Source organism: Umezawaea sp. Da 62-37 (assembly GCF_032460545.1).
Classification (GTDB): Bacteria; Actinomycetota; Actinomycetes; order Mycobacteriales; family Pseudonocardiaceae; genus Umezawaea.
The window spans coordinates 8,254,494-8,273,743 of record NZ_CP135965.1 but is presented as its reverse complement, the minus strand read 5'-3'; the positions used below and the strand labels follow the sequence as shown (position 1 = coordinate 8,273,743).

General features: G+C 69.2%; 21 protein-coding genes. 4 read left to right on the top strand and 17 right to left on the bottom strand.

The window, feature by feature from the left end; genetic code table 11:
- Positions 1 to 7: 7 nt before the first annotated feature.
- The 3 genes from RM788_RS38270 to RM788_RS38260 are packed head-to-tail and all read right to left on the bottom strand — an operon-like array spanning position 8 to position 2,838.
- A complete protein-coding gene (locus RM788_RS38270) occupies positions 8 to 235 on the bottom strand; it encodes a hypothetical protein (protein WP_315924362.1) in 228 nt (75 codons plus the stop codon).
- 6 nt (positions 236 to 241) lie between these two features.
- Entirely contained in the window at positions 242 to 2,425 is a 2,184-nt protein-coding gene (locus tag RM788_RS38265) for a hypothetical protein (protein WP_315924360.1), read from the bottom strand.
- Positions 2,422 to 2,838, bottom strand: a complete 417-nt coding sequence (locus tag RM788_RS38260; RefSeq protein WP_315924358.1) for a hypothetical protein — start codon at positions 2,836 to 2,838, stop codon at positions 2,422 to 2,424. The genes RM788_RS38265 and RM788_RS38260 overlap by 4 nt, the downstream gene beginning before the upstream one ends.
- 197 nt (positions 2,839 to 3,035) lie before the next feature.
- Between RM788_RS38260 and RM788_RS38255 the strand changes: the two genes are divergently transcribed.
- The gene (locus RM788_RS38255) at positions 3,036 to 3,809 is read left to right on the top strand and encodes a GntR family transcriptional regulator (RefSeq protein ID WP_315924356.1); all 774 of its coding nucleotides are present in this window, start codon (positions 3,036 to 3,038) and stop codon (positions 3,807 to 3,809) included.
- 132 nt (positions 3,810 to 3,941) lie between these two features.
- Here RM788_RS38255 and RM788_RS38250 read toward each other — a convergent pair whose 3' ends face one another.
- The 4 genes from RM788_RS38250 to RM788_RS38235 all read right to left on the bottom strand — a co-directional run bounded on the left by RM788_RS38250 (position 3,942) and on the right by RM788_RS38235 (position 6,673).
- Positions 3,942 to 4,259 carry a hypothetical protein gene (locus tag RM788_RS38250; protein WP_315924354.1) on the bottom strand — a complete coding sequence of 106 codons (318 nt, stop codon included), beginning with the start codon at positions 4,257 to 4,259 and terminating at the stop codon, positions 3,942 to 3,944.
- A 216-nt stretch (positions 4,260 to 4,475) separates the two neighbouring features.
- Positions 4,476 to 4,895, bottom strand: coding sequence for a hypothetical protein (locus tag RM788_RS38245; protein WP_315924351.1), 420 nt, complete (start codon positions 4,893 to 4,895; stop codon positions 4,476 to 4,478).
- Between the two features lie 317 nt (positions 4,896 to 5,212).
- On the bottom strand, positions 5,213 to 5,680 hold the full coding sequence (locus RM788_RS38240) for a hypothetical protein (protein WP_315924349.1): 468 nt from the start codon (positions 5,678 to 5,680) through the stop codon (positions 5,213 to 5,215).
- Positions 5,681 to 6,301: 621 nt separating this feature from the next.
- Complete coding sequence (locus RM788_RS38235; protein ID WP_315924347.1) at positions 6,302 to 6,673, bottom strand: winged helix-turn-helix transcriptional regulator; 372 nt, start codon at positions 6,671 to 6,673, stop codon at positions 6,302 to 6,304.
- 110 nt (positions 6,674 to 6,783) lie between these two features.
- On the opposite strand from RM788_RS38235, the gene RM788_RS38230 reads away from it, so the two are divergent.
- The 3 genes from RM788_RS38230 to RM788_RS38220 are packed head-to-tail and all read left to right on the top strand — an operon-like array spanning position 6,784 to position 8,149.
- Positions 6,784 to 7,434, top strand: a complete 651-nt coding sequence (locus RM788_RS38230; protein WP_315924345.1) for an FMN-dependent NADH-azoreductase — start codon at positions 6,784 to 6,786, stop codon at positions 7,432 to 7,434.
- 53 nt (positions 7,435 to 7,487) lie between these two features.
- Complete coding sequence (locus RM788_RS38225; RefSeq protein ID WP_315924343.1) at positions 7,488 to 7,928, top strand: hypothetical protein; 441 nt, start codon at positions 7,488 to 7,490, stop codon at positions 7,926 to 7,928.
- 2 nt (positions 7,929 to 7,930) lie between these two features.
- Positions 7,931 to 8,149 (top strand): helix-turn-helix transcriptional regulator, encoded by a 219-nt coding sequence (locus RM788_RS38220; RefSeq protein ID WP_399341344.1) that lies wholly within the window; start codon positions 7,931 to 7,933, stop codon positions 8,147 to 8,149.
- On the opposite strand, the gene RM788_RS38215 is transcribed toward RM788_RS38220, so the two are convergent.
- From RM788_RS38215 to RM788_RS38170, 10 genes are all read right to left on the bottom strand, one after another.
- Complete coding sequence (locus RM788_RS38215; RefSeq protein ID WP_315924341.1) at positions 8,146 to 11,136, bottom strand: GH92 family glycosyl hydrolase; 2,991 nt, start codon at positions 11,134 to 11,136, stop codon at positions 8,146 to 8,148. The genes RM788_RS38220 and RM788_RS38215 overlap by 4 nt on opposite strands.
- A gap of 134 nt (positions 11,137 to 11,270) precedes the next feature.
- Entirely contained in the window at positions 11,271 to 11,804 is a 534-nt protein-coding gene (locus RM788_RS38210) for a hypothetical protein (RefSeq protein WP_315924339.1), read from the bottom strand.
- A gap of 195 nt (positions 11,805 to 11,999) precedes the next feature.
- Entirely contained in the window at positions 12,000 to 13,409 is a 1,410-nt protein-coding gene (locus RM788_RS38205) for a sensor histidine kinase (RefSeq protein WP_315924337.1), read from the bottom strand.
- Positions 13,406 to 14,113 (bottom strand): response regulator transcription factor, encoded by a 708-nt coding sequence (locus RM788_RS38200; protein ID WP_315924336.1) that lies wholly within the window; start codon positions 14,111 to 14,113, stop codon positions 13,406 to 13,408. Before RM788_RS38200 ends, RM788_RS38205 begins: the two co-directional genes overlap by 4 nt.
- Positions 14,114 to 14,128: 15 nt before the next feature.
- On the bottom strand, positions 14,129 to 14,674 hold the full coding sequence (locus RM788_RS38195) for a hypothetical protein (protein WP_315924334.1): 546 nt from the start codon (positions 14,672 to 14,674) through the stop codon (positions 14,129 to 14,131).
- A 13-nt stretch (positions 14,675 to 14,687) separates the two neighbouring features.
- Entirely contained in the window at positions 14,688 to 15,893 is a 1,206-nt protein-coding gene (locus RM788_RS38190) for an ABC transporter permease (RefSeq protein WP_315924331.1), read from the bottom strand.
- Positions 15,890 to 16,573 (bottom strand): ABC transporter ATP-binding protein, encoded by a 684-nt coding sequence (locus tag RM788_RS38185; protein WP_315924329.1) that lies wholly within the window; start codon positions 16,571 to 16,573, stop codon positions 15,890 to 15,892. The genes RM788_RS38190 and RM788_RS38185 overlap by 4 nt, the downstream gene beginning before the upstream one ends.
- Positions 16,570 to 17,742 carry an efflux RND transporter periplasmic adaptor subunit gene (locus RM788_RS38180; RefSeq protein WP_315924327.1) on the bottom strand — a complete coding sequence of 391 codons (1,173 nt, stop codon included), beginning with the start codon at positions 17,740 to 17,742 and terminating at the stop codon, positions 16,570 to 16,572. Before RM788_RS38180 ends, RM788_RS38185 begins: the two co-directional genes overlap by 4 nt.
- A gap of 141 nt (positions 17,743 to 17,883) precedes the next feature.
- Complete coding sequence (locus RM788_RS38175) at positions 17,884 to 18,498, bottom strand: hypothetical protein (protein WP_315924325.1); 615 nt, start codon at positions 18,496 to 18,498, stop codon at positions 17,884 to 17,886.
- A 65-nt stretch (positions 18,499 to 18,563) separates the two neighbouring features.
- Complete coding sequence (locus RM788_RS38170; protein WP_315924323.1) at positions 18,564 to 19,232, bottom strand: response regulator; 669 nt, start codon at positions 19,230 to 19,232, stop codon at positions 18,564 to 18,566.
- Positions 19,233 to 19,250 lie beyond the last annotated feature (18 nt).

Here is a 19,250-nt window from a genome sequence, read left to right as displayed (position 1 = left end):
CCGCGCTTCACGTGAACAGTCCGGCTATGGCGTTGATCGCGGAGACGATCAGTCCGACGATGCCGCCGGCGATCGTGGTCCCGATCGGGGTGCCCGCGAGGGCCACCCCGAGGGTGAACCCGATCAGAACGCCGATGATCTTCACTTTCTTGTGCTTGACCAAGTAGAAGATCAGCACCACCAGCAGTAGCGGCACGCCGATGGTCACCGCTTGGTCCAGGTTGGTCGTGGGCATGTGTTGTCACCTCCTCCCGTCGCTGTGCAGGGCCGCCGCTACCGCCGCGCTGGTGTAGCCGTTGCGGTTGCGGCGGTCGAACTTGATCTGTACCGAGGTCACCCCTGCGGGTTTGAGCACGGACGCCAGTTGTTCGGCTGTCCACCCCGCGTACCGGGCGTCCACGGCGGACAGACGTGCCAACAGGTCGGCGGTCCACAGGCGGTCGTCGGTGCCGAACGCGGCCACCACGTCGGCGATCGTCCGGCTGTCGACATCCACCACCGCCGTACCGCCCCCCGACGCCCCCGTACCGGCCGTCAGAGCCCCGTGGACACGCCGCAGGGCGCGCACGGCGTCCACCGACGCACCATCGATTCGGGGGCGGTGCGGGGCCCGTTCCGCCGCCCGTTCGGCGGCCTCGTCATCGCCCAGCGGTCGGAACTTCGACAGCAGCGATTCACGATGGTGCACCGCGTCGACGTAGGCACACCCTGCGTCCTGCGGGTCCTCGCCGGACGCCGGGTTGAGCCGGTCCGGTCGCCACCCTTCGGCCCCACGTCCCTGCCCCAACACCAACCGCACATCGGTGCTGCGACAGGCGAGGAGGATCTTCAACGCGGTGGTGTCGGCGATCGCGTCGCCCAACGTGTCGGAGGTGGCCTCGCTGGCGGCGAGGATCAATGACACCCGGGCCTTACGGCCGATGCGGAGTAGTTCCACCGCAAGGGTTTTCGCGGTGTCCGACATCCGGGAGTACTCGTCCACCAACACCACCACGGCGGGGTGCTCCGCACTGACGTTCCACTCCTGCCCGGTCATCCCGAGTCCGGGCATGAGCCGGGGGCGGACTTCGGCCAACGCCAACGCATCCGCCAACGCATCCTCGATCCCCAGGCGGGTGCGTTCGATACGTCCCATGACCGGTGCCAGTGGTGCCAACCCGACCCCGGCGGGGTCGAGATCCCACACCACCGCGTCCCGGCACGCGGTGAGCGCGTCGGCGATCGACCGCAGCGCACCGGACTTGCCCGCGCCGCTGTTGCCGATCACGACCCCGTGCACCCCGAGCAGGGACAGGGCGAGGTCGGTCCCGTCGATGCACCCGCCCACGGTGAGCCGGTCCCGGATCGACACCGACCCCGGCGCACGCCGCAACGCCGCCGGCAGGGACGCGAACGGATCGCGCTCCGCCAACCGCAGCACCACCCGGGCCCGCCGTGTCCGGTCCGCCGTCGCGAGTACCCCGCCGGCGGGGAGGTCGAGTGTGGTTTCGAGGTCTGCGGCCTTGCTCACGATCGCGGCGGGGGTGCCCTTGCGCAGCACCACGGGCACCGTCCACCCCCACCGTTCCCGCACGGCCTCGCCGGCCATCCGCAGGGCGACCCCTTCGGCCCGCAGGGCGCGGGCGACACAGTCCGCCGCTTCCGCGCGGGTGTGCGCGTCGGCAAGCGGGTACGGGTCGTCCGGACCCGCCCCGTCCTCGATCAGGTCGGGGACAGCCGACAGGATCGGTGCCGGTCGGACCACGTGACCGATGGCCGCGAACACGGCGACCACTACCGCGATGACAACCCCGTGACCTGCTTTTTCGGCCAGTTTCACGGCTAGAACGGTGGTCACCGCGGCTACGGTCAGGGTCACTGCGGACCGCACTATTGCGGTCCGCATCCACTCCTCACGCAGGCGTTTCGCGGTGCCGTGCCGCTGGTCGTCACGCACCTGCCGGACAAGATCGGCGTAGTCGGCAATGGCGGTGCACCACCGCAACGTCCGCGACAGCAGCCACCACCCGCCGATGCCCGCCCGGGTGGCCACCCACCACGCCACACGGGGCGCGTGGCGGGCGACGATCCGGAGTCCCTGCCACAGCAGGGCGGGCGCGCGGTGACGCACCCACCCCGCCGCGTCAAGGATCGGTTGACGGGTGCGTGACCACGTCCACCGCCCGAACGCCCGGGCCGTGCGGGCGGTGACCCGAGCGGCCACCACCCACCCGGACCACCGATAAACCCACACAACCGTTGTGGCACAACGGTTCCATGTCCGGACGGTCGCGACCACCACGGCCAGCAACCGGAGCCGTTCGGTCACCCACGACACCACGGCGGTGAGCACCAGGGCGTAGATGTCGGTGACCGCCTGGACCCACGACAACACCCGTGTCCGTGCACGGGACGCGAGGTCCCGAACTCTGTCGGTGGTCTTCAACGGGCATCACCCGCCCCGACGTCGAGGCGCGGACCTCGCGCCGGCCACGCCTGCGACAGGTTCGCGTCCACCGCGCCGTCCACCGCGCGGACGAAATCGGCCACGTCGACTGTCGCGGACACCCGCACGGTGGTCACCGCCACGGGCATGGGGCCGATGCCGGCGGCCCCGTCCGGGCCGAACCCGTTGGGGCCGTACCCATCGAGCGGGTCGGCGGGGGTCGCGTCGAGGTAGGCGCGGGCCCGCTCGTGCTCACCCACGTAGGCGGTCGCGATGTCCGCGACCCGTGCGGCCTCCCTGACGATCTGCCGGAAGACCCACCCGGACCCCGGTCGGTCCGCGTGCTGTTCCAACTCCTCCCCGAGGTACCCGAGGTGGGAGAGACGTGCTGCTAGCTGATCGATGCGTTCCACAGTGGTAGAGCCTTTCACTCGTCGGTACAACTCGTTCATACGAGTTGCCGTACGAGTAAAGCAGAGGACCGGTGAAGTGCGCAAGCACTCGTTTGAACGAGTGGTGTTGACATGTGGTCGATATCTGTGGGTAGATGGGGACCGGCGCAGCGAAACCGCAGGTCGGGACGACCACACGGACCACGGAGGTAACCCGGATGGCCGCACACACCGAAACCACCACGAAGACAGCCGTTCTCACCCAGGCACTCCGTGAGCGGATCGCCGGCGGTCAACTCACGCCCGGCGCACCCATCCCCAGCGAAGCCGAACTGGGCATCGAGTTCGGCCTGTCACGCGGCACCGTCCGCAACGCGGTCGCCCAGCTCCGGGCCGAAGGATGGATCGTCAGCTACCACGGCAAGGGATCGTTCGTCCGCGCCAACGTGGACCGCCCCACCCACAACCACACCCGCGCACTCACCACCACCCCGGACGGCGTGATCACCGACGTGGCGACGGATCAGACCACCGAGGTAGGCGAACCCTCGCTCTACCGCGACCAGGCCACCGCCGATCTCGCCCTCACGTTGGGCGTGGCGGAGCACTCCCCGGTGTTCGTGCATGATCGGCTACTGGCCGATCTTGCTGGCCGCAGGCAAGCCCACCGGCTCTACATCCCGCTGACGATCGCGGCCACGGTACCGGCGCTGGAAGAGAATCCTTTCGTTACACCACAACACCTTTACCGCATCCTCACCGATGCCGGGCACACCCTCGGGTGGACCGAGTACATCCGCGCCCGCGTCCCCGGCCCGGACGACGTCTCCGCGCTGCGCATCCCCGAGGGCGGCCTGTTGTACGTCATCCGCCGCGTTACCTGCGACACCACCACCGGAACTGTGCTGGCAGTCGAGGAAACCCGCACCTCCGCGCATGACACACAGGTGGAAGTCCTACTCATGGCCAGTCCAGTAACCATGACAGCCTGAACCGCTACCAGTCGCTACATCACAATGGGACTCGACGACCGTAAAGCTGTCTCGGGTTCCATCGTGCTATGTACTGTCTACGCGCGGTTGGCATCACACTCAATTTCGTGGACAACCGATATTCGCAAAAATTTACATACCGCCCCGGTACTCGGCAGAAAGTACGGTCGACAATTGCTTCCGTGCGCCGGGATCGAGCGAAGAGCGATTGCCATTGACAATGATCAGATTAATATAGCCGTATGCCTCGGCGATCTTGTTCAAGAAAACAACGCGCTCTACGTCTTCGTTATTCAAATCGTCAATCGGCCCCTCCAGCAACCTTTTTAGCAGGTTGACATGATCGACGCGGTTTTTTGTGATGAATCGAAGATGCATGCGAACCTCGGGGTCATCCTCCCATTTCCGGGTGGGATTCAATGCTGGGTTCTCCGAGATGTTTTCGACCATAACTCCTCCATTCCTAGGCAGCGTCACGCGATGCGACAAGCTAGAACAGGGCACATGTCGCTCCGCCTGATCCTCCGACTCACCGTAGAGCACACGACGGACGCAGGCAATCGAGGCCGTAATGACAACGGCGCAGCGACCGGGACGCCACATCGTGCGCGTGGCGCCCCGGTCGCTGCACACTCGACCAGACCAAAGACGTGGCGTTAGTACCGACTAACAGCCCGTATCGTCGTATGCCGTGGCCAGCAGGCCGAATTGGTTGTAGACCTTCATCTCGATCGACCATCCACCGCTGTTGCTGCCCGTGATCTTGTAGATGGTCGGACTGCTCCACGAACCTGAACCTGTGTAGAGTTCCCGGTGCTCCGTGAACGAACTCGTTCCGAGGGCAAAGGGGCCACTGACGTAGAAGTAGACGTCGATTTTATAGTTTCCCGAACCGTAATCAAGACCAACGCCGTTGAAGGCCACCCCTTCGTCACCCGTGCCGAAGTAGTAGCAGTCAATATTGGTGTAGGTGTCGAAAGCTGCGCTTTCGATTGGCGCAGCCGATACCGTGGAAGCCCAGGTAAACGTCAGGAAAAAAAGTGTAGCAGAGACAATTCCGGCAACCTTGGTCCGGTATTTTAACATTGACTCCCCTTGAAATTAGTTTTGTTATATACCCAAGGTGCAGGTCGCCGGCAATGTTTGACAAACGCGCGTTCAAGAAACGTTAGCCAATGGTTCTACGTCAATTTCCTGGGCAATGACTGATTCATCCCCTGTGCTCCCACCCCTTGAGCCGAATCGAAGCTATCACCCTATCGGGGCTGGTTTAACCTCCAATCGGGCGACAACAGAAGCCTTTTACGGCCACCGTGCGTGAGACTGAAGCGAAAGGGGTGGTCAAGCGCGTTCGGCTCAACGAATCGGTTCGATTGATGTGTATTCCTGCCGCTGGCGAATCATCACGCGGCTTGAGGCGCGCGTCCGTCCGGCGGTGCCGGCCCCCAGTCGTCGCCCGACCTCAACGCGCCGCGTCGGATCATCTCCCGCATCACGAGTTCCCCCAGCGGCGTGAACGACACCTGCACCACAGGCCCGCCCCCATCTGACAACGTCGCCACCACCGTCGCCACCAGGTGACCCACCCCCGCGTTCTCGAACGCGGCCACCACGTCCCCCGCGATGGCCTGCGCCACCCGAAAGTGCGCCACCAACCCCGCAGCCTCACCCGGGCGGACCGGACGCGGCACGACCACCCGATCCCAATCCCACCCCGCCGAATCCCCTTGCACACCAACCCTTTCCGCGTCGTCACGCCCCATGTCGCCCACCTGACCGGCACTCATGTGGTCACCGTCCCTCGTGTCGACCGGGGACGCGCTACGCCATTCACAGAACGTCGAGAACCTGACCAACGCGTATTTGATCATGCCCATAGAACCATTACGGGAATTCGTCGCCACGATAACCGCACTACTGGCTGCACACGATGCCCAGTACGCCGCAACCGGAGCGTGTCTTACCTGCCCAACCGCCCACCGATGCCACAGCGACCCAGAGGACAACCACGACAGCGCCCCGTCACACCCAGGGAGTGACACCCCCTGAGTACGTTGACAGAAGCGCGGACGGAAGGGGATGCAGCCGATCCCGACGTGGGCCACGCCGTACCGGGCGAGCCGTACCGGGCATCAGGAGAGCCATGTAGACCCGTGCCGCAGACCAGACCCCGTGTTCGGGTCGTGCACGCCTACGGGCCGGCGTCGCGCCATCTGGCCCGCTCTATCCCCCTACCGCCCTACGCACAGGTCAGGGGGCATGTAGGTAGCCCTAGAGGGGTCTACCTTGCCTCTCCCCAGTAGTGGCAGTGCAGACCCCAAGCGCAAGTCTCTAGGACGTCGTCGCAGGTCACAGTTAGGACAACAATCTGCTGTAACCCTGTGCGTCGGGGGGTCCTCACATCCGGGGGACTCCTGGTCCAAGCCGGCCGGACCACCGTGGGCGGGTGCCGTCCCCGCGCCCCACCGACCGCGGCAAGCCACCCGGCCGCGCTACTCGTGCCCCGCGCAGGGCTCCACCAGGTTCTCCGCCGCCCACCGCGCGAGCTGGTCGAACACCGGGAGCAGCCGCGCCCCCTCGTCGGTGAGCGCGTAGCTCACCGCGGGCGGCTTGGCGTCCGTGACGGACCGCCGGACGAGGCCGATCGCGGCCAGTTCGGTGAGGCGGTCGGACAGCATCGAGTCGGTGATCCCGTTGACCGCGCGCTTCAGGTCCGCGAAGCCGATCGAGTCGCGTGCCCCGATCGTGGCCAGGATGACGCCGTTCCACCGCTTGCCGAGGAAGCTGAAGGCACGTCGGAGCTGGACGTCGCAAACGTGCACGTCGCGGCCTTCGGCGACGGTGTCCGACTCGCGAGGTGTCACGGACGCCATAGTACCTCTCCACTTGCGCAAGCCTTGTTACTCGTATATTCCTAGTGCCTAGCGAACTTGTATCTGCTTGCCCTTCGCTACCTACTAGGAAACGAGACACCATGTCGCTCTTCCGCCTGGACGCGAGCATCCGCGTCGAAGGTTCGCACAGCCGCGCGATCGCCGACATCGTCGAGCAGGAGTGGCGCTCGACCCATCCCCACTCCCCCGTCGTCACCCGCCACATCGGCATCGACCCGATCCCGGCGACGACGTGGGGAACCGCCGCGTTCGCGGGCTACACCCCCGAGGCGGACCGCACCGACGAGCAGCGCGAAGCCATCGCGCTGGCCACCGCGGAGGTCGACGGCCTGGTCGAGGCCGACGCGCTGCTCTTCGCCGTGCCGCTGTACAACTTCGGCGTCTCCCAGCACTTCAAGACCTGGGTCGACCTGGTCATCACCGACCCGCGCATGGGGCCGGGCACCACCCCGGCGACCAAGGGCAAGCCCGCCGTGCTGGTGACGGTGCGCGGCGGCGGCTACGGCGCGGGCACCCCTCGCGAGGGCTGGGACCACGCGACCGGCTGGATGCGCCGGATCCTCGCCGACGTGTGGGAGATGGACCTCAGGGTGGTCGAGTCGGAACTGACCCTCGCGGAGACCACGCCCGCCATGGAGTCGTTGCGGGACCTGGCCAAGGACCTCCGCGCCTCCGCCGAGGAGAGCGCGCGCGAGCACGGCAAGAACCTCGCGGCGGACGCGTCGGTGTAAAACTTCCTTGACACCTCGACGAGCACCGCCCTACGGTCGCACTGTCAAAGATTTTGGACAGACCGGAGGTCGGCATGCCGTTCGAGGAGAAGAGCGCGATCGTGACGACGGGCGCGCACGTCGTCGTGTTCGGGGTGTACTTCCTCGTCGTGGCGCGGTGGCTGGCCTCCACCGCGGCCGACGACGTCGTCTACCAGCCGCTGCTGGTCTTCACGATCGTCCCGCTGGTGGTCGTCACCGCGGTCGGCCACGTCGTGCTGGCGATCCGGAACCCCAAGGAGGCCGGCAGGAGCGACGAGCGCGACCGGCTCATCGGCCTGCGCGGCGGGCGGGTCGGCGGGTTCGTGCTGGCCGTCGGCGTGTTCTTCGGGATCGCGTTCGCGATGGCCGAGCTGTCGCCGTTCTACATCACCCACGTGCTGCTCCTCGCGTGGGTGCTCGCCGAGGTCACCGACGGTACGAGGAAGATCGTGCTCTACCGCCGCGGAGCCTGACCGTGCCGAAACCCACCCTGGTCACCAACCGCATCCGCGCGCTGCGCTTCGGCGCGGACGAGATGAGCCAGGGCGAGCTGGCCGACCGCGTGGGCGTGACCCGGCAGACCGTGAACGCCATCGAGCAGGGCAAGTACTCCCCGTCGCTGGAGGTCGCGTTCAGGATCGCCAGGGTGTTCCGGGTCGGGCTCGACGACGTCTTCGAGTACCCCGAGGGCTAACCGGCGCTCAGCGCGAACACCTTCAGGTTCTGGTCGGCCGTCGTCGTCAGGGACGCGGCGGTGCGGGTCGCGTCGAGCGGCACGACCACGTGCCAGACGCGCACGGTCCGGCCGTCGGCGGTGCCGTTGACGTTGTACCGGGTGGTCGCGGTGATCGCGGCGTCCTCGCCGAACTTCGGCCCGGCGGCCGCCCAGTCCGTGACGGCCAGCCTCGCCGTGGACGTGGTGCCGTCGGTGTAGGACACCGCCACGTCCACCTGCTGGTCGCCGTTCACGGCCGTGGCCAACAGGTCCAGCTTCGCGTACCGGCCGGGCGTGAGGTAGGTGCGCTGGCCGCGCGTGGTCAGGAAGTTGCGGGCCGTCCCCGCGGTCTCGGGCACCAGGTAGTCGACACCCGCCACCGTCCGCGGCCCCGGCGCGGGCAGCTGCTCGGCCGGGAAGCTCCACCCCTTGCCGTCGATGTTCCCCTGCTGCTTGGCCTCCGCCGTCGCGACACCGTCCACATCGGACTGGACGCGGAGGTCGTGCGCGCACGAGGTTCCGGACGGCGTGCACGCGGCGGGCAGGTTCGGCACGGGTTCGGTCGCGGCGGGCACGCGGTCGACCGGCAGGTCGGTGGCGCCCCACGCGGTGTTCGGAGTCGCGCCGACGTCCACCACCAGATCGCCACCGCGCTCGACGACCCCCTCCGACAGCCACGATCGCGTCTGCGGCCTGCCGTCGAGCCGGGCGCCCTGCACGTACACGTTCTCCGGGGACGCGTTCGGCGCGGTGATCGTGATGTCCTTGCCGCCGTCGCGGTCGATCCACGCCTTGGGGAACATCGGGCTGGACAGCAGGAGTTCGGCGCGGCTGGGGGTCTGCGGGTAGATCCCCAGCGCGGCGAACACGTACCACGCGGACATCGTGCCGAGGTCGTCGTTGCCGGGCAGGCCGGCGGGTCCGGTGCGGTAGACCGTCGACGCCATCGCGCGCACGGTCTGCTGCGTCTTCCACGGCTGCCCCAGCGCGTTGTACAGCCACGGGACGTGGATGCCGGGCTCGTTGGTCGGGTCGTAGCGCAGCGCGTCGCCGCCGGTGGCCCAGGACCCGTCGGGCTTGTGGAAGAAGTCGTCCAGCCGCGCCGCGGCCCGGTCCCTGCCGCCCATCGCGGCGGCCAGGCCGGACACGTCGTGCTGCACCATCCAGGTGTAGGTGGCGCTGCTGCCCTGCGCGAACCCGAGGTCGGACGACGGGGTGAACGGCCACACCCACGTGCCGTCGGCGTTCTTCGCCTGCTGGTAACCGCCGCCCGCCGCGGACGGGTTGAACGTGTTGCGCCACCAGGAAGCCCTTGGCAGCAAAGCGGACCGGACGTCCTCGCGGCCGAGCCTGCCCGCCCAGTCCGCGAGCGCGAAGTCCGCGGTCGCGTCCTCCAGCGTCTCGGCCGCGCCGCCCCAGCAGTGGCAGGTGTCCTGCGGCGCGTAGCCGAGCCGCAGGTACTCGACGAGGTTCGGCCTCTGCCCCTCGCACTGGCCGGGGCAGCCCTTGTCGGACAGCCCGTCCGGGTGCGGCGTGGTGGCCTGCCGGACCAACGAGTCGAACGCGGCGCGCACGTCGAAGTCCTTGGCGCCCATGGCGTACATGCCCGCGAGCGCGGGTGCCGACGGGTCGCCGGTCATCACGTGGGTCGGCCCGTTCACGTGCACCCAGCGGTCCCACACCCCGCCGTGCTGGTTCGCGAGGTTCAGCAGGGACTGGGCGTAGTCGCTCGCGACGCGGGGTTCGAGCAGCGCGAGCAGCTGGGTGTGCGCCCGGTACTGGTCCCAGCCGGAGAAGTTGCCGTACTGCGCCTTCTGCCCGCGTCCGAGGCGGTGCACCCGCTGGTCGCTGCCGAGGTAGGCGCCGTCGACATCGCTGGCCACGTTGGGCTGGAGGAAGGTGTGGTACATCGCGGTGTAGAACGTCGTGAGCCGGTCGTCGGCGCCGCCCGCGACCTCGACGTCCCGGAGCTTGTCCTCCCACTCCTCCACGGCGTCCGCGGCCACGGCGTCCACGTCGTCCTCGGGCCTGATCTCCTCGGCCAGGTTGCGCTTCGCCGCCTCCGCGCCGGTGTAGGAGATCCCGACCCGCATGCGGACGTCGTCGTCGGACGCGGTGTCGAACGTGACGTACCCGCCGGACCCGCGGCCCGCCCGCGCCGCCCCGGTCTCGTACCCCTCGCCGCCGTGCGCGGTGGTCGCGCCCGCGTTCAGCACGCGGTCGACCCACGTGCCGGTCGCGGCGAACGCGCGGTCGAAGGAGGCCGTGAAGTACAGGCGGTAGTAGGTCTTCTTGTTGTTCGCGCCGCCGTTCGCGCGCCTGCCGCAGAACGCGCCGGTGAGCACCGAACCGGACACCGTGCGGGTGGCCGGGTCGATGGTGACCTCGGCGTCCTCGCTGCCGTTCAACGAGTTCGACACCCGGAACAGCAGGGACCCGTTGGGCCCCTTGGGGAAGGCGAAGTCGCCGATGCCCGCGCGGGTCGTCACGGCGAGATCCGCCGACGCGCCGGAGGACAGCGCCACCCCGTACCGGCCCGGTGTCGCGGACTCGTCCTCGTGCCGGAAGTCGCTGGCGTACACCTCGTCGCGCACGTCCGCGGTCGGCGAGGAGGTGACGTCGCCGACGAACGGCATGATCGGCACGTCGCCGGCCGCGCCGGGATGGCAGCCCGCGCCGTTGACGTGGGTGAGGCTGAAGCCGCGCACCCGCGTCGCGTCGTGGGCGTACCCGTTGGCGGCGCCGGTGTTGGTCTGGTCGCCGCGCGTGCTGGTGGGGCTCCAGGAGATCATCCCGAACGGGCGGACGGCGCCGGGGTAGGTGTTGCCGCCGTTGGCCGACCCGATCAGCGGGTCCACGAAGCGGGTGACGTCCTCCACCGCTCTTGGCCCCCCGGCCTCGGCGGGAGGTGCCACCGCCACACCGGTGAGCAGCACGGCCGTCAGACCGATCGTCAGCGCGCGCATCGGGACCCCATCCTGTTCCGCGGGCGGAAGGCCACCCGACAGTAGGGTCCGCACCGATCGGCGCACCAGGAACGGGGAGGTGAACGGCGGAACCTGTCCGGTGGACAGGTCCCGCCGCGTCGGAGTCGCAGGGGTCAGCCGGTGACGACCTTGAGCCTGCGCGGCTTGTACTCGCCGCCCTTGAGGCCGTAGGTCAGCGTGCGGTGGTCGGTGCCGTAGCTCCCGCGCTGCTCGTAGGCCCAGTAGGAGCTGTGCGCCGAGTCCACCCACTTCTCGAAGATGACGACGTGGCGGGTGTTCGAGTCACCCGTGGAATCGATGAACAGGTCGCCCATCTTCATCTCGCCGACGGAAATCGCGGTGGTGTGCGTGGACGACGCCAAACCCACCGTGTTCGGACCCGGAGCGGCCAATTTCGCGGCCATCGCGACGTACCCGGAACAGTCCGTCCGGTATCCGCCATGCGTGCCCGACTGGCTGTACGGCACGCGCTGGTCGGTGTGCGGGTGCCACGTCTTCGCCCGGTCGATCAGCTCCTGCCGGGAGACCGACAGGACTTGGACCTGCGACGACGCTTGCGCGCTCGCCATCGGGGCGGCTACCGCGGCGGGCGCCGACACGAGGGTGAGTCCGAGCACTGCCGCCGTCAATCCGGATGCGAACTTCATCATTCCCCTTCACCGAGCGGACAAGAACTTCCCGCCTCAACGTGGCAACGAGCCATCGGGGTGTCAAGCGCTTGCGACGCCGCTACGCGTTCCTTTCACCCGCTCGAGCTACGGATTTCATGGTTGAACCGGCGAAAAACGGGAAGAAATATTTAGTACACGCTGTTCCCATTCGAGAAAGGGGAAACAGCGTGGTCAATCCTCGATGACGAGCGGGAGCAGCACGCGGAACACCGCGCCCTCCCCCGGCGCGGTGTCCAGCTCGACCCGGCCGCCGTGCGCGGCCACCAGCGCGGACACGATCGCGAGTCCCAGCCCCGTGCCGCCGTTCTCCCGGCTGCGCGCGGCGTCGGCGCGGTAGAAGCGCTCGAAGATCCGCTCCCGCTGCTCGCCCGTCAGACCGGGGCCCCGGTCGGCGACCTCCAGCCGGGCCGCGGGCACGCCTTCGACGAGCGTGGTGCTCAGCCGCACCTCGACGTGCACGTCGTCGGGGGTGTGCGTGAGCGCGTTGCCGACCAGGTTCGCGATCACCTGGCGCAGCCGGGTCTCGTCGCCGAGCACGGAAGCCCCGCCGGACGGCAGGTCGAGGCTCAGCGCGATCGGCCGGTCCGGCGCGATGACCTTGGCGTCGTGCACGGCGTCGACCGCCAGCACCGCGAGGTCGACGCGCGCCCGTTCCAGCGGGCGCTGCTGGTCCAGCCTCGCCAGCAGCAGCAGGTCCTCGACCAGCAGCCCCATCCGCGCCGCCTGGTCCTCGATGCGGCGCAGCACGGCCGCCACGTCGTCCGGCTCGGTCACCGCGCCCTGCCGGTACAACTCGGCGTAGCCGCGGATCGACGTGAGCGGGGTGCGCAGCTCGTGGCTCGCGTCGGCGACGAACTGCCGCATCCGCCGCTCGGAGCTCTTCGCCGCCTCCTCGGACCGCGACCTGGCGTGGAACGCCTGCTCGATCTGGCCCAGCATCGCGTTCAACGCGGTCGCCAGCCTGCCGACCTCGCTGCCCGGCCTGCGGACCGGGACGCGCAGCGACAGCTCACCGGTGGCGATCACCTCGGCCGTCGCCTCGACCTCCTCCAGCGGCCGCATGCTGCTGCGCACCAGCGCGTAGCCCGCGGCGGCCATCAGCACCAGGGCGCCGATGCTGATCAGCAGGAACGTCCGGCGCAGGTCGTCCACCGCGTTGTCCACGTCGACCTGGCTGGTCGCCACCACCAGCTCGCCGCCGTCGACCTGGCGGGCCACCACCCGCCACCGCGCGCCGGAGTCGCCCACCGACCCGACCGTGACGTGCTCGCCCGACGCGATGTCGCCGACCGGCGGCAGGTCGGGGCGCCTGCCGACCACCTGGGTCAGGTCGGCCGACGAGCCGTCGGAACGGCGCAGCAGCGCCACTTCCTGCTGCCACGGCCCGAAACCGCGGCCGACACCGCGTTCGGCGAGCGCGCTGATCCTGGTCAGCCGCGCGTCCACCTGCCCCAGCAGGTAGCTCTCCATCACCTTCGAGCCGATCAGCCACGTGCCCAGCAGCCCGAACGCGGCCAGCAGGACCAGCACGAGCACGAGGTGCACGCGCAGCGGCAGCCGCCCGAAGGCCTCGCGGATCACGCGGACGGTCGGCGCAGCACGTAGCCGAAGCCCCGGACGGTGTGGATCAGCCGGGGCTCGGCGTCGTCGACCTTCCGGCGCAGGTAGGAGATGTAGGACTCGACCACGTTCGCCTCGCCGTTGAAGTCGTAGTGCCACACCTGGTCGAGGATCTGGGCCTTGGACAGCACCCGGCCCGCGTTGCGCAGCAGGAAGTGCAGCAGCTTGAACTCCGTCGGCGACAGCTCGATCAGCCTGCCCGCCTTGCGCACCTGGTGGCCGTCGACGTCCAGTTCGAGGTCGGCGCAGCTGAGCCACCCGGTCGACCGCTGCTCCTTGGTGGTCCGGGTGCGCCGCAGCACGGCGTGCACCCTGGCGATGACCTCCTCCAGGCTGAACGGCTTGGTCACGTAGTCGTCACCGCCGATGGTCAACCCGGTGACCTTGTCGTCGGCGGCGTCGCGGGCGGTCAGGAACAGCACCGGCACGCTCTGCCCCGCCGCCCGCAGCCACCGCACCACCTCGAACCCGTCGCGGTCGGGCAGCATCACGTCGAGCAGCATCAGGTCCGGGCGCTCGCGCTCGACGTGGCGCAGCGCCTCGGCCCCCGTCGCCGCCGTGTCCACCTGGAACCCGGCGAACCGCAGGCTGGCGGCCAGCAGCTCGCGGATGCTCGACTCGTCCTCGACGACGAGCAGCCTGCTGCGTTCGTTCGCGTCCGCCATCCCGCGATCCTCCCATCAGCCGGTCGCGGCCCGCTGGGTCACCGTCTGCGCGGCGACCGTCCCGTCGTCACCGGCCTGCCCGACCACGACCACCTGGTTGCCGGCGGCGAGGTCCGCCACGGCGCCCTCCTTGGACAGCTCCACCTTGGTCGTGTCCGAAGTGGACACCTTGACCACCTTGCCGTCCTGGGTCTTCACGTAGATCGTGGTCCCGTCCACGTGGTCGACCGTGCCGATCGTGCCGCGGCCGAACCCGGTGCCGTTGCCGTTGCCCCGGTTTCCGGGGACGCCGCTCGGCGGCGTGCCGCCGTCCGTGCCGGCACCGCCCCGGAACCCACCGCCACCCGCGCGTCCGGCGGCGGGCGCGGAGGCGGACGTGGTGGACCCGAAAGCCGAGTGCGTCCACACGCCGCCGCCGAACGCGGCGAGCACGAGCACGCCGACGCCCAGCCCGAGGGTCACCTTGCTGACGCCGACCTTGGCCTTGCCCAGTTCGCCGGTGAGGTCGTCGTCGGGCAGCGGTCGGGCGAGCACCTGCTCCGGGTCGGTCGGTTCTGACACGTCGTCTCCCTTGTCATTCATGGCGCAGCGCCTCGATGGGGCGCAGCGAGGCGGCCCGGCTGGCCGGGTAGCTGCCGAAGAACAGGCCGATCAGCGCGGACACCGCGAACGCGAGCAGCACCGACGACGGCACGATGACCGGCTTGATGCCCGCAATGGTGAACTGGCTGCCGATCACGCCCGCCGCCACGCCGAGCGCGCCGCCGAAGAGGCTCAACATGGTGGCCTCGATGAGGAACTGGCCCAGGATCGTGGACTTCGGGGCGCCGACGGCCTTGCGGATGCCGATCTCCCGGATCCGCTCGGTGACCGTCACCAGCATGATGTTCGTGATGCCGATGCCGCCGACGAGCAGCGAGATCGCCGCGACCGAGGCCAGCAGCACGGTGAACGTGTCCGTGGTCGCGGTGCGCGCGGTGAGCAGCTGCTCCTGGCTGAGCATCCGGTAGTCGGCGGTCTGCCCGGCGCCGATGCGGTGGCGGCCGTTGAGGATCGTGGTCGCCTGGGCCTGCGCGGCGGGCAACGAGTCGGCGCTGGTCGCCTGCACGACGACCTGCGTCAGGCCGCCGTACCCGGTGAGCGCGTTCTGCACGGTCGTCAACGGGGACACCGCCAGGTCATCGCTGTCCTGCAACCCGCTGGAGCCCTTGGTCGCCAGCACCCCGATGACGGTGAATGGGATGTTGTTGACCAGCACCGTGTTGCCGACCGGGTCGGTCGACGGGAACAGCGAGGTCGCCACCGTCGCGCCGATCACCACGACCTTGCGCGCCTGGAGCACGTCGTCGGCGGTGAACAGGTTCCCGTTGGCCACGGCCGAGTTCGTCGTCTCGAAGTACGCCGGGTCCGTGCCGACGAACTGCGGGACGCTGTAGCTGGTGCCCTCGAAGCTCGCCGTCGCGGCGACGGAGCTGACCGGAGAGGCCGACTTCACGTCCGGCGCCTCGGTCGCGTCCGCGAGCGCGGTGGCGTCGGCGACGGTGAGCGGCTTGGCGGAACTGGCCGACTGCGGGTTCCCGCGCTGCGGCGAGATGGTGAGGATGTTGGTCCCCAGCCCCGCGATGCTCTCCTGCACCGCGGTCGACGCGCCGTTGCCGACGGCGAGCAGCAGGATGACCGAGGCCACCCCGATCAGGATGCCGAGCGTGGTCAGCGTGGACCGCAGCTTGTTGGCCGTCACTCCGCGCACGGCGAACACGCCGATCTCCAGGAGCCTCACACCAGCACCCCCGCGACCTGTCCGTCGACGACCCGGACCGTGCGCGACGCGTGCGAGGCGACCTCGTCCTCGTGCGTGATCAGCACGACCGTGCGGCCGATCGCGTTGAGGCGGTCCAGGATGCCGAGCACCTCGCGGCTGCTCTCGGAGTCCAGGTTGCCGGTCGGCTCGTCGGCCAGCACCATCGCCGGGCTGGTGACCAGCGCGCGGGCGATCGCGACGCGCTGCTGCTGGCCGCCGGACAGCTCGTTGGGCGCGTGGTGCGCCCGGTCGAGCAGGCCGACCAGTTGCAGCGCGGCGTTCGCGCGCTCCCGCCGTTCGGCTCGCTTGACACCCGCGTAGACCAGCGGCAGCTCGACGTTCGCGAGCGCCGTGGTGCGCGGGATGAGGTTGAACGACTGGAACACGAAACCGATCTTCCTGTTGCGCAGCAACGACAACCGGGCCTCGTCGAACTCCGCGGTGTCGATGCCGTCGAGCAGGTAGGAGCCCGACGTCGGCACGTCCAGGCAGCCGAGGATGTTGAGCAGCGTCGACTTCCCGGAGCCGGACGCGCCCATGATCGCCAGGTACTCGCCGCGCTGGACCGTGAGGTTGAGCCCGCGCAGCGCGTGCACGGCGGTGTCACCCGAACCGTAGGTCTTGCGCAGCTCGCGCACCTCGATGACCGGTTCGCTCATCGGCCCGGCCCGGTCCCCGTGCCGCCACCGACCCGACCGCCGCCGACCCCGGCGTTCCCGGTCCCGGTCCCGGTTCCGGGGAACCCGGTCCCGGCGCGCGTACCGCCCTGCTGCTGCGTCCCGGTGCCCGTGGCGACCTGCGGCAGCACCACCTGGTCGTTCTCCGAGAGCCCGGAGGTGACCTGCACGTACTGGTCGCCGCGCACGCCGATCTCGACGGACTTGCGCGTCTCCGCGCCGTTCTCCAGCACCGTCACCGTGCTGGCCGCGCCCAGCGTCGACACCGACGCGGACGGCACGGCGAGCACACCGGTCGCCGACGCCACGGTGATCTCCACGCTCGCCGACTGACCCGGCTTCAACGCCGCGGGCGGGCTCGTCAGCGCCAGGTCGACCCCGTACTGCACCACGTTGTTCGACGTGGTCGGCAGCAGGTCGACGTTGGTCACCTTGGCCTGCACCTGCTGGCCGGGCAGCGCGTTCACCGTCACGACCGCGGTCTGGTCGTTCTTCAGCTTGTTGACGTCGCTCTCGGCCACGTTCGCGTGCAGCACGAAGTTCTTCAGGTCCGTGATCACCGCGAACCCGCTCGCCGTCGTGGACGTCGTCGCCGCCGTCCCCGTGCCCGTTCCCGTGGAGGGCGTCGACGAACCGCTCGACCCGCCACCGACCTTGTCGCCGACCTTGCCGGTCACCGAGGTCACCGTGCCGTCGCCCGGCGCCGTCAACGTCGTCGCCGCCAACGCCTCGTTCGCCGCGTCCCGCGCCAGCACGGCCGAGTCCAGGTTGGTCTGCTGCTGCGGCGTGCTCGTCCCCCTGGCCTGCGCGTCCACCAGCGTCTGGTAGGCCTGGTTCACGTTGTTCTGCGCGATGGTCACCTGCAACGAGGCCTGCGCGGTGTCCACCGACGCCAGCTTCTGCCCCTTGGTCACCACGTCGCCGACCTTCACGTCGACGGAGTTCACGGTGCCGCTGCCGGAGAACGACGCGGACGCCGAATACCCGCTCTGCACCGCCCCCGCCGCCGTCACGACCTCCGCCACGTCCCGCGACGACACCGCCGCCGTGCGCACCGCCGAAGCCGACGACGCGTCACTCCCGGAAGCGAAGAACACCAGGTAACCGGCCACCCCACCGCCGACCAGAACGACGACCAGCAAACCGTTCACTACCCAAACCCGGCTCAAGCGCCGACGACCACGTCTCATGGGCACGCATCGTCACGGACCACGCTGTGACAGGTCTGCGAAACAGCCGGCAGTTTCCTGTGGGTCGGGTGGGGCGCGGTCCTACCCGCGCCCCACCAGGGGTCAATGGGGCAGGGGGTGCTGCCAGATGCGCGGCTCGTCGGGCACGTGCACCCAGCCGCGCCTGTCCGCGGACCCGATCCGGATGTTCACCAGCGGCGCGAACGACGGCGCCGCGATGCCCTCGTAGTCGTGGTGCACCACCGACCAGTACAGCTCGTCGGAGATCACCAGCACCAGCGGCGCGGCGGTCTCCCGCAGCGCCAACTTGAGCCTGGGCGCGTCGAGCAGCCTGCACGCCACGTCCAACAGCTCACCGAACTGCCCGTGCTCGTCGAAGTGCACCTCACCCGCGTGCACCACCGCCCGCAGCCGCACCGCCGAGTTCGGGAACCTCGCGTTGTGGCGGCCGAGCGCCCGGCTCAGCTCCGGCACGACCGACTCCAGCAGAAGCGTCTTCGGCACCCGGTCCGATGGTCGGATGAGGACGATCACCCCGTCACCGCGATCCAGGATCCGGTCGGCGTCGATCGCGTGCGCCGCAAGGGTTTCGATGAGCGCGTCGTGCATGACGTCGCGCAGCACCGGCTTCTCCCGGTTGCTGCGGCCCGTCGAGCCCTCCATGTCCACCCCGAGCGCGATGCGGTAAACGGGGTGCCGCGTGTATGCGTTGGCCATGGGGAAAACGTTCTCGTTCCCGCTTTCCCAGGAACAAGCGGCGTCGCGTCCCGGATCGCCGGGAGCTAGTCCTCCACGCCGAAACCGTGCTTGCGCGCCTTCTCGACGGCAGCGGCCCGGTCGTCCACGTCGAGCTTGTTCTGGATCTCCCCGGCCCGGTTGGCCACCGTCTTGGGCGCTAGGTGCAACGCCTTGGCGATCTGCTGGTTCGTCAGGTCCTTCGCCATCAGCTCCAGCATCGTGCCCTCGGCCCTGGTGAGGCGGAACGGCAGGTGTCCTTTGGACGACTGCGGCCGCTGGGCGATCACGATGCGGGCCAAGCGCAGATCCAGCACCATCTTGTTGCCCGCGGCCACCGCGCGCACCGCGGGGGTCACGTCCACCTCGTCCTTGCACAGGTAGCCAGCCGCCCCGGCCTCCACCGCGGCCTGCACGCGCTCGGGCTCCTCGTGCATCGACAGCACTAGGAGCCTCGTCTCCGGCACCAGCGCCGTGATCTGACGGATCACGTCCGGCGCGCAGTACTCGGATTCACCACCCGCGAAGAGCGGTATCCGGAAGTCGAGCAGGACCACGTCGGGGCGTTCCCGCTCGGCGAGGGCGATGGCCTCCTCGGCGTTCGCGCACTCACCGACCAAGTCCATGTCCTCGGCGTCCTCGAGCTGGCCGCGCAGACCCCTGAGGTAGATCGGTTGATCCTCCACGACCAGGACCCGGTATCGGGTTGGCGTCAATGTGCGCTCCCAGTACGC

Coding starts and splice junctions, on each gene's coding strand:
- RM788_RS38210 (WP_315924339.1), bottom strand. CDS start 11,804: ATGAAGTTCGCATCCGGATTGACGGCGGCAGTGCTCGGACTCACCCTC.
- RM788_RS38245 (WP_315924351.1), bottom strand. CDS start 4,895: ATGTTAAAATACCGGACCAAGGTTGCCGGAATTGTCTCTGCTACACTT.
- RM788_RS38250 (WP_315924354.1), bottom strand. CDS start 4,259: ATGGTCGAAAACATCTCGGAGAACCCAGCATTGAATCCCACCCGGAAA.
- RM788_RS38270 (WP_315924362.1), bottom strand. CDS start 235: ATGCCCACGACCAACCTGGACCAAGCGGTGACCATCGGCGTGCCGCTA.
- RM788_RS38240 (WP_315924349.1), bottom strand. CDS start 5,680: ATGATCAAATACGCGTTGGTCAGGTTCTCGACGTTCTGTGAATGGCGT.
- RM788_RS38185 (WP_315924329.1), bottom strand. CDS start 16,573: ATGAGCGAACCGGTCATCGAGGTGCGCGAGCTGCGCAAGACCTACGGT.
- RM788_RS38200 (WP_315924336.1), bottom strand. CDS start 14,113: ATGGCGGACGCGAACGAACGCAGCAGGCTGCTCGTCGTCGAGGACGAG.
- RM788_RS38230 (WP_315924345.1), top strand. CDS start 6,784: ATGTCGCTCTTCCGCCTGGACGCGAGCATCCGCGTCGAAGGTTCGCAC.
- RM788_RS38175 (WP_315924325.1), bottom strand. CDS start 18,498: ATGGCCAACGCATACACGCGGCACCCCGTTTACCGCATCGCGCTCGGG.
- RM788_RS38215 (WP_315924341.1), bottom strand. CDS start 11,136: ATGCGCGCGCTGACGATCGGTCTGACGGCCGTGCTGCTCACCGGTGTG.
- RM788_RS38255 (WP_315924356.1), top strand. CDS start 3,036: ATGGCCGCACACACCGAAACCACCACGAAGACAGCCGTTCTCACCCAG.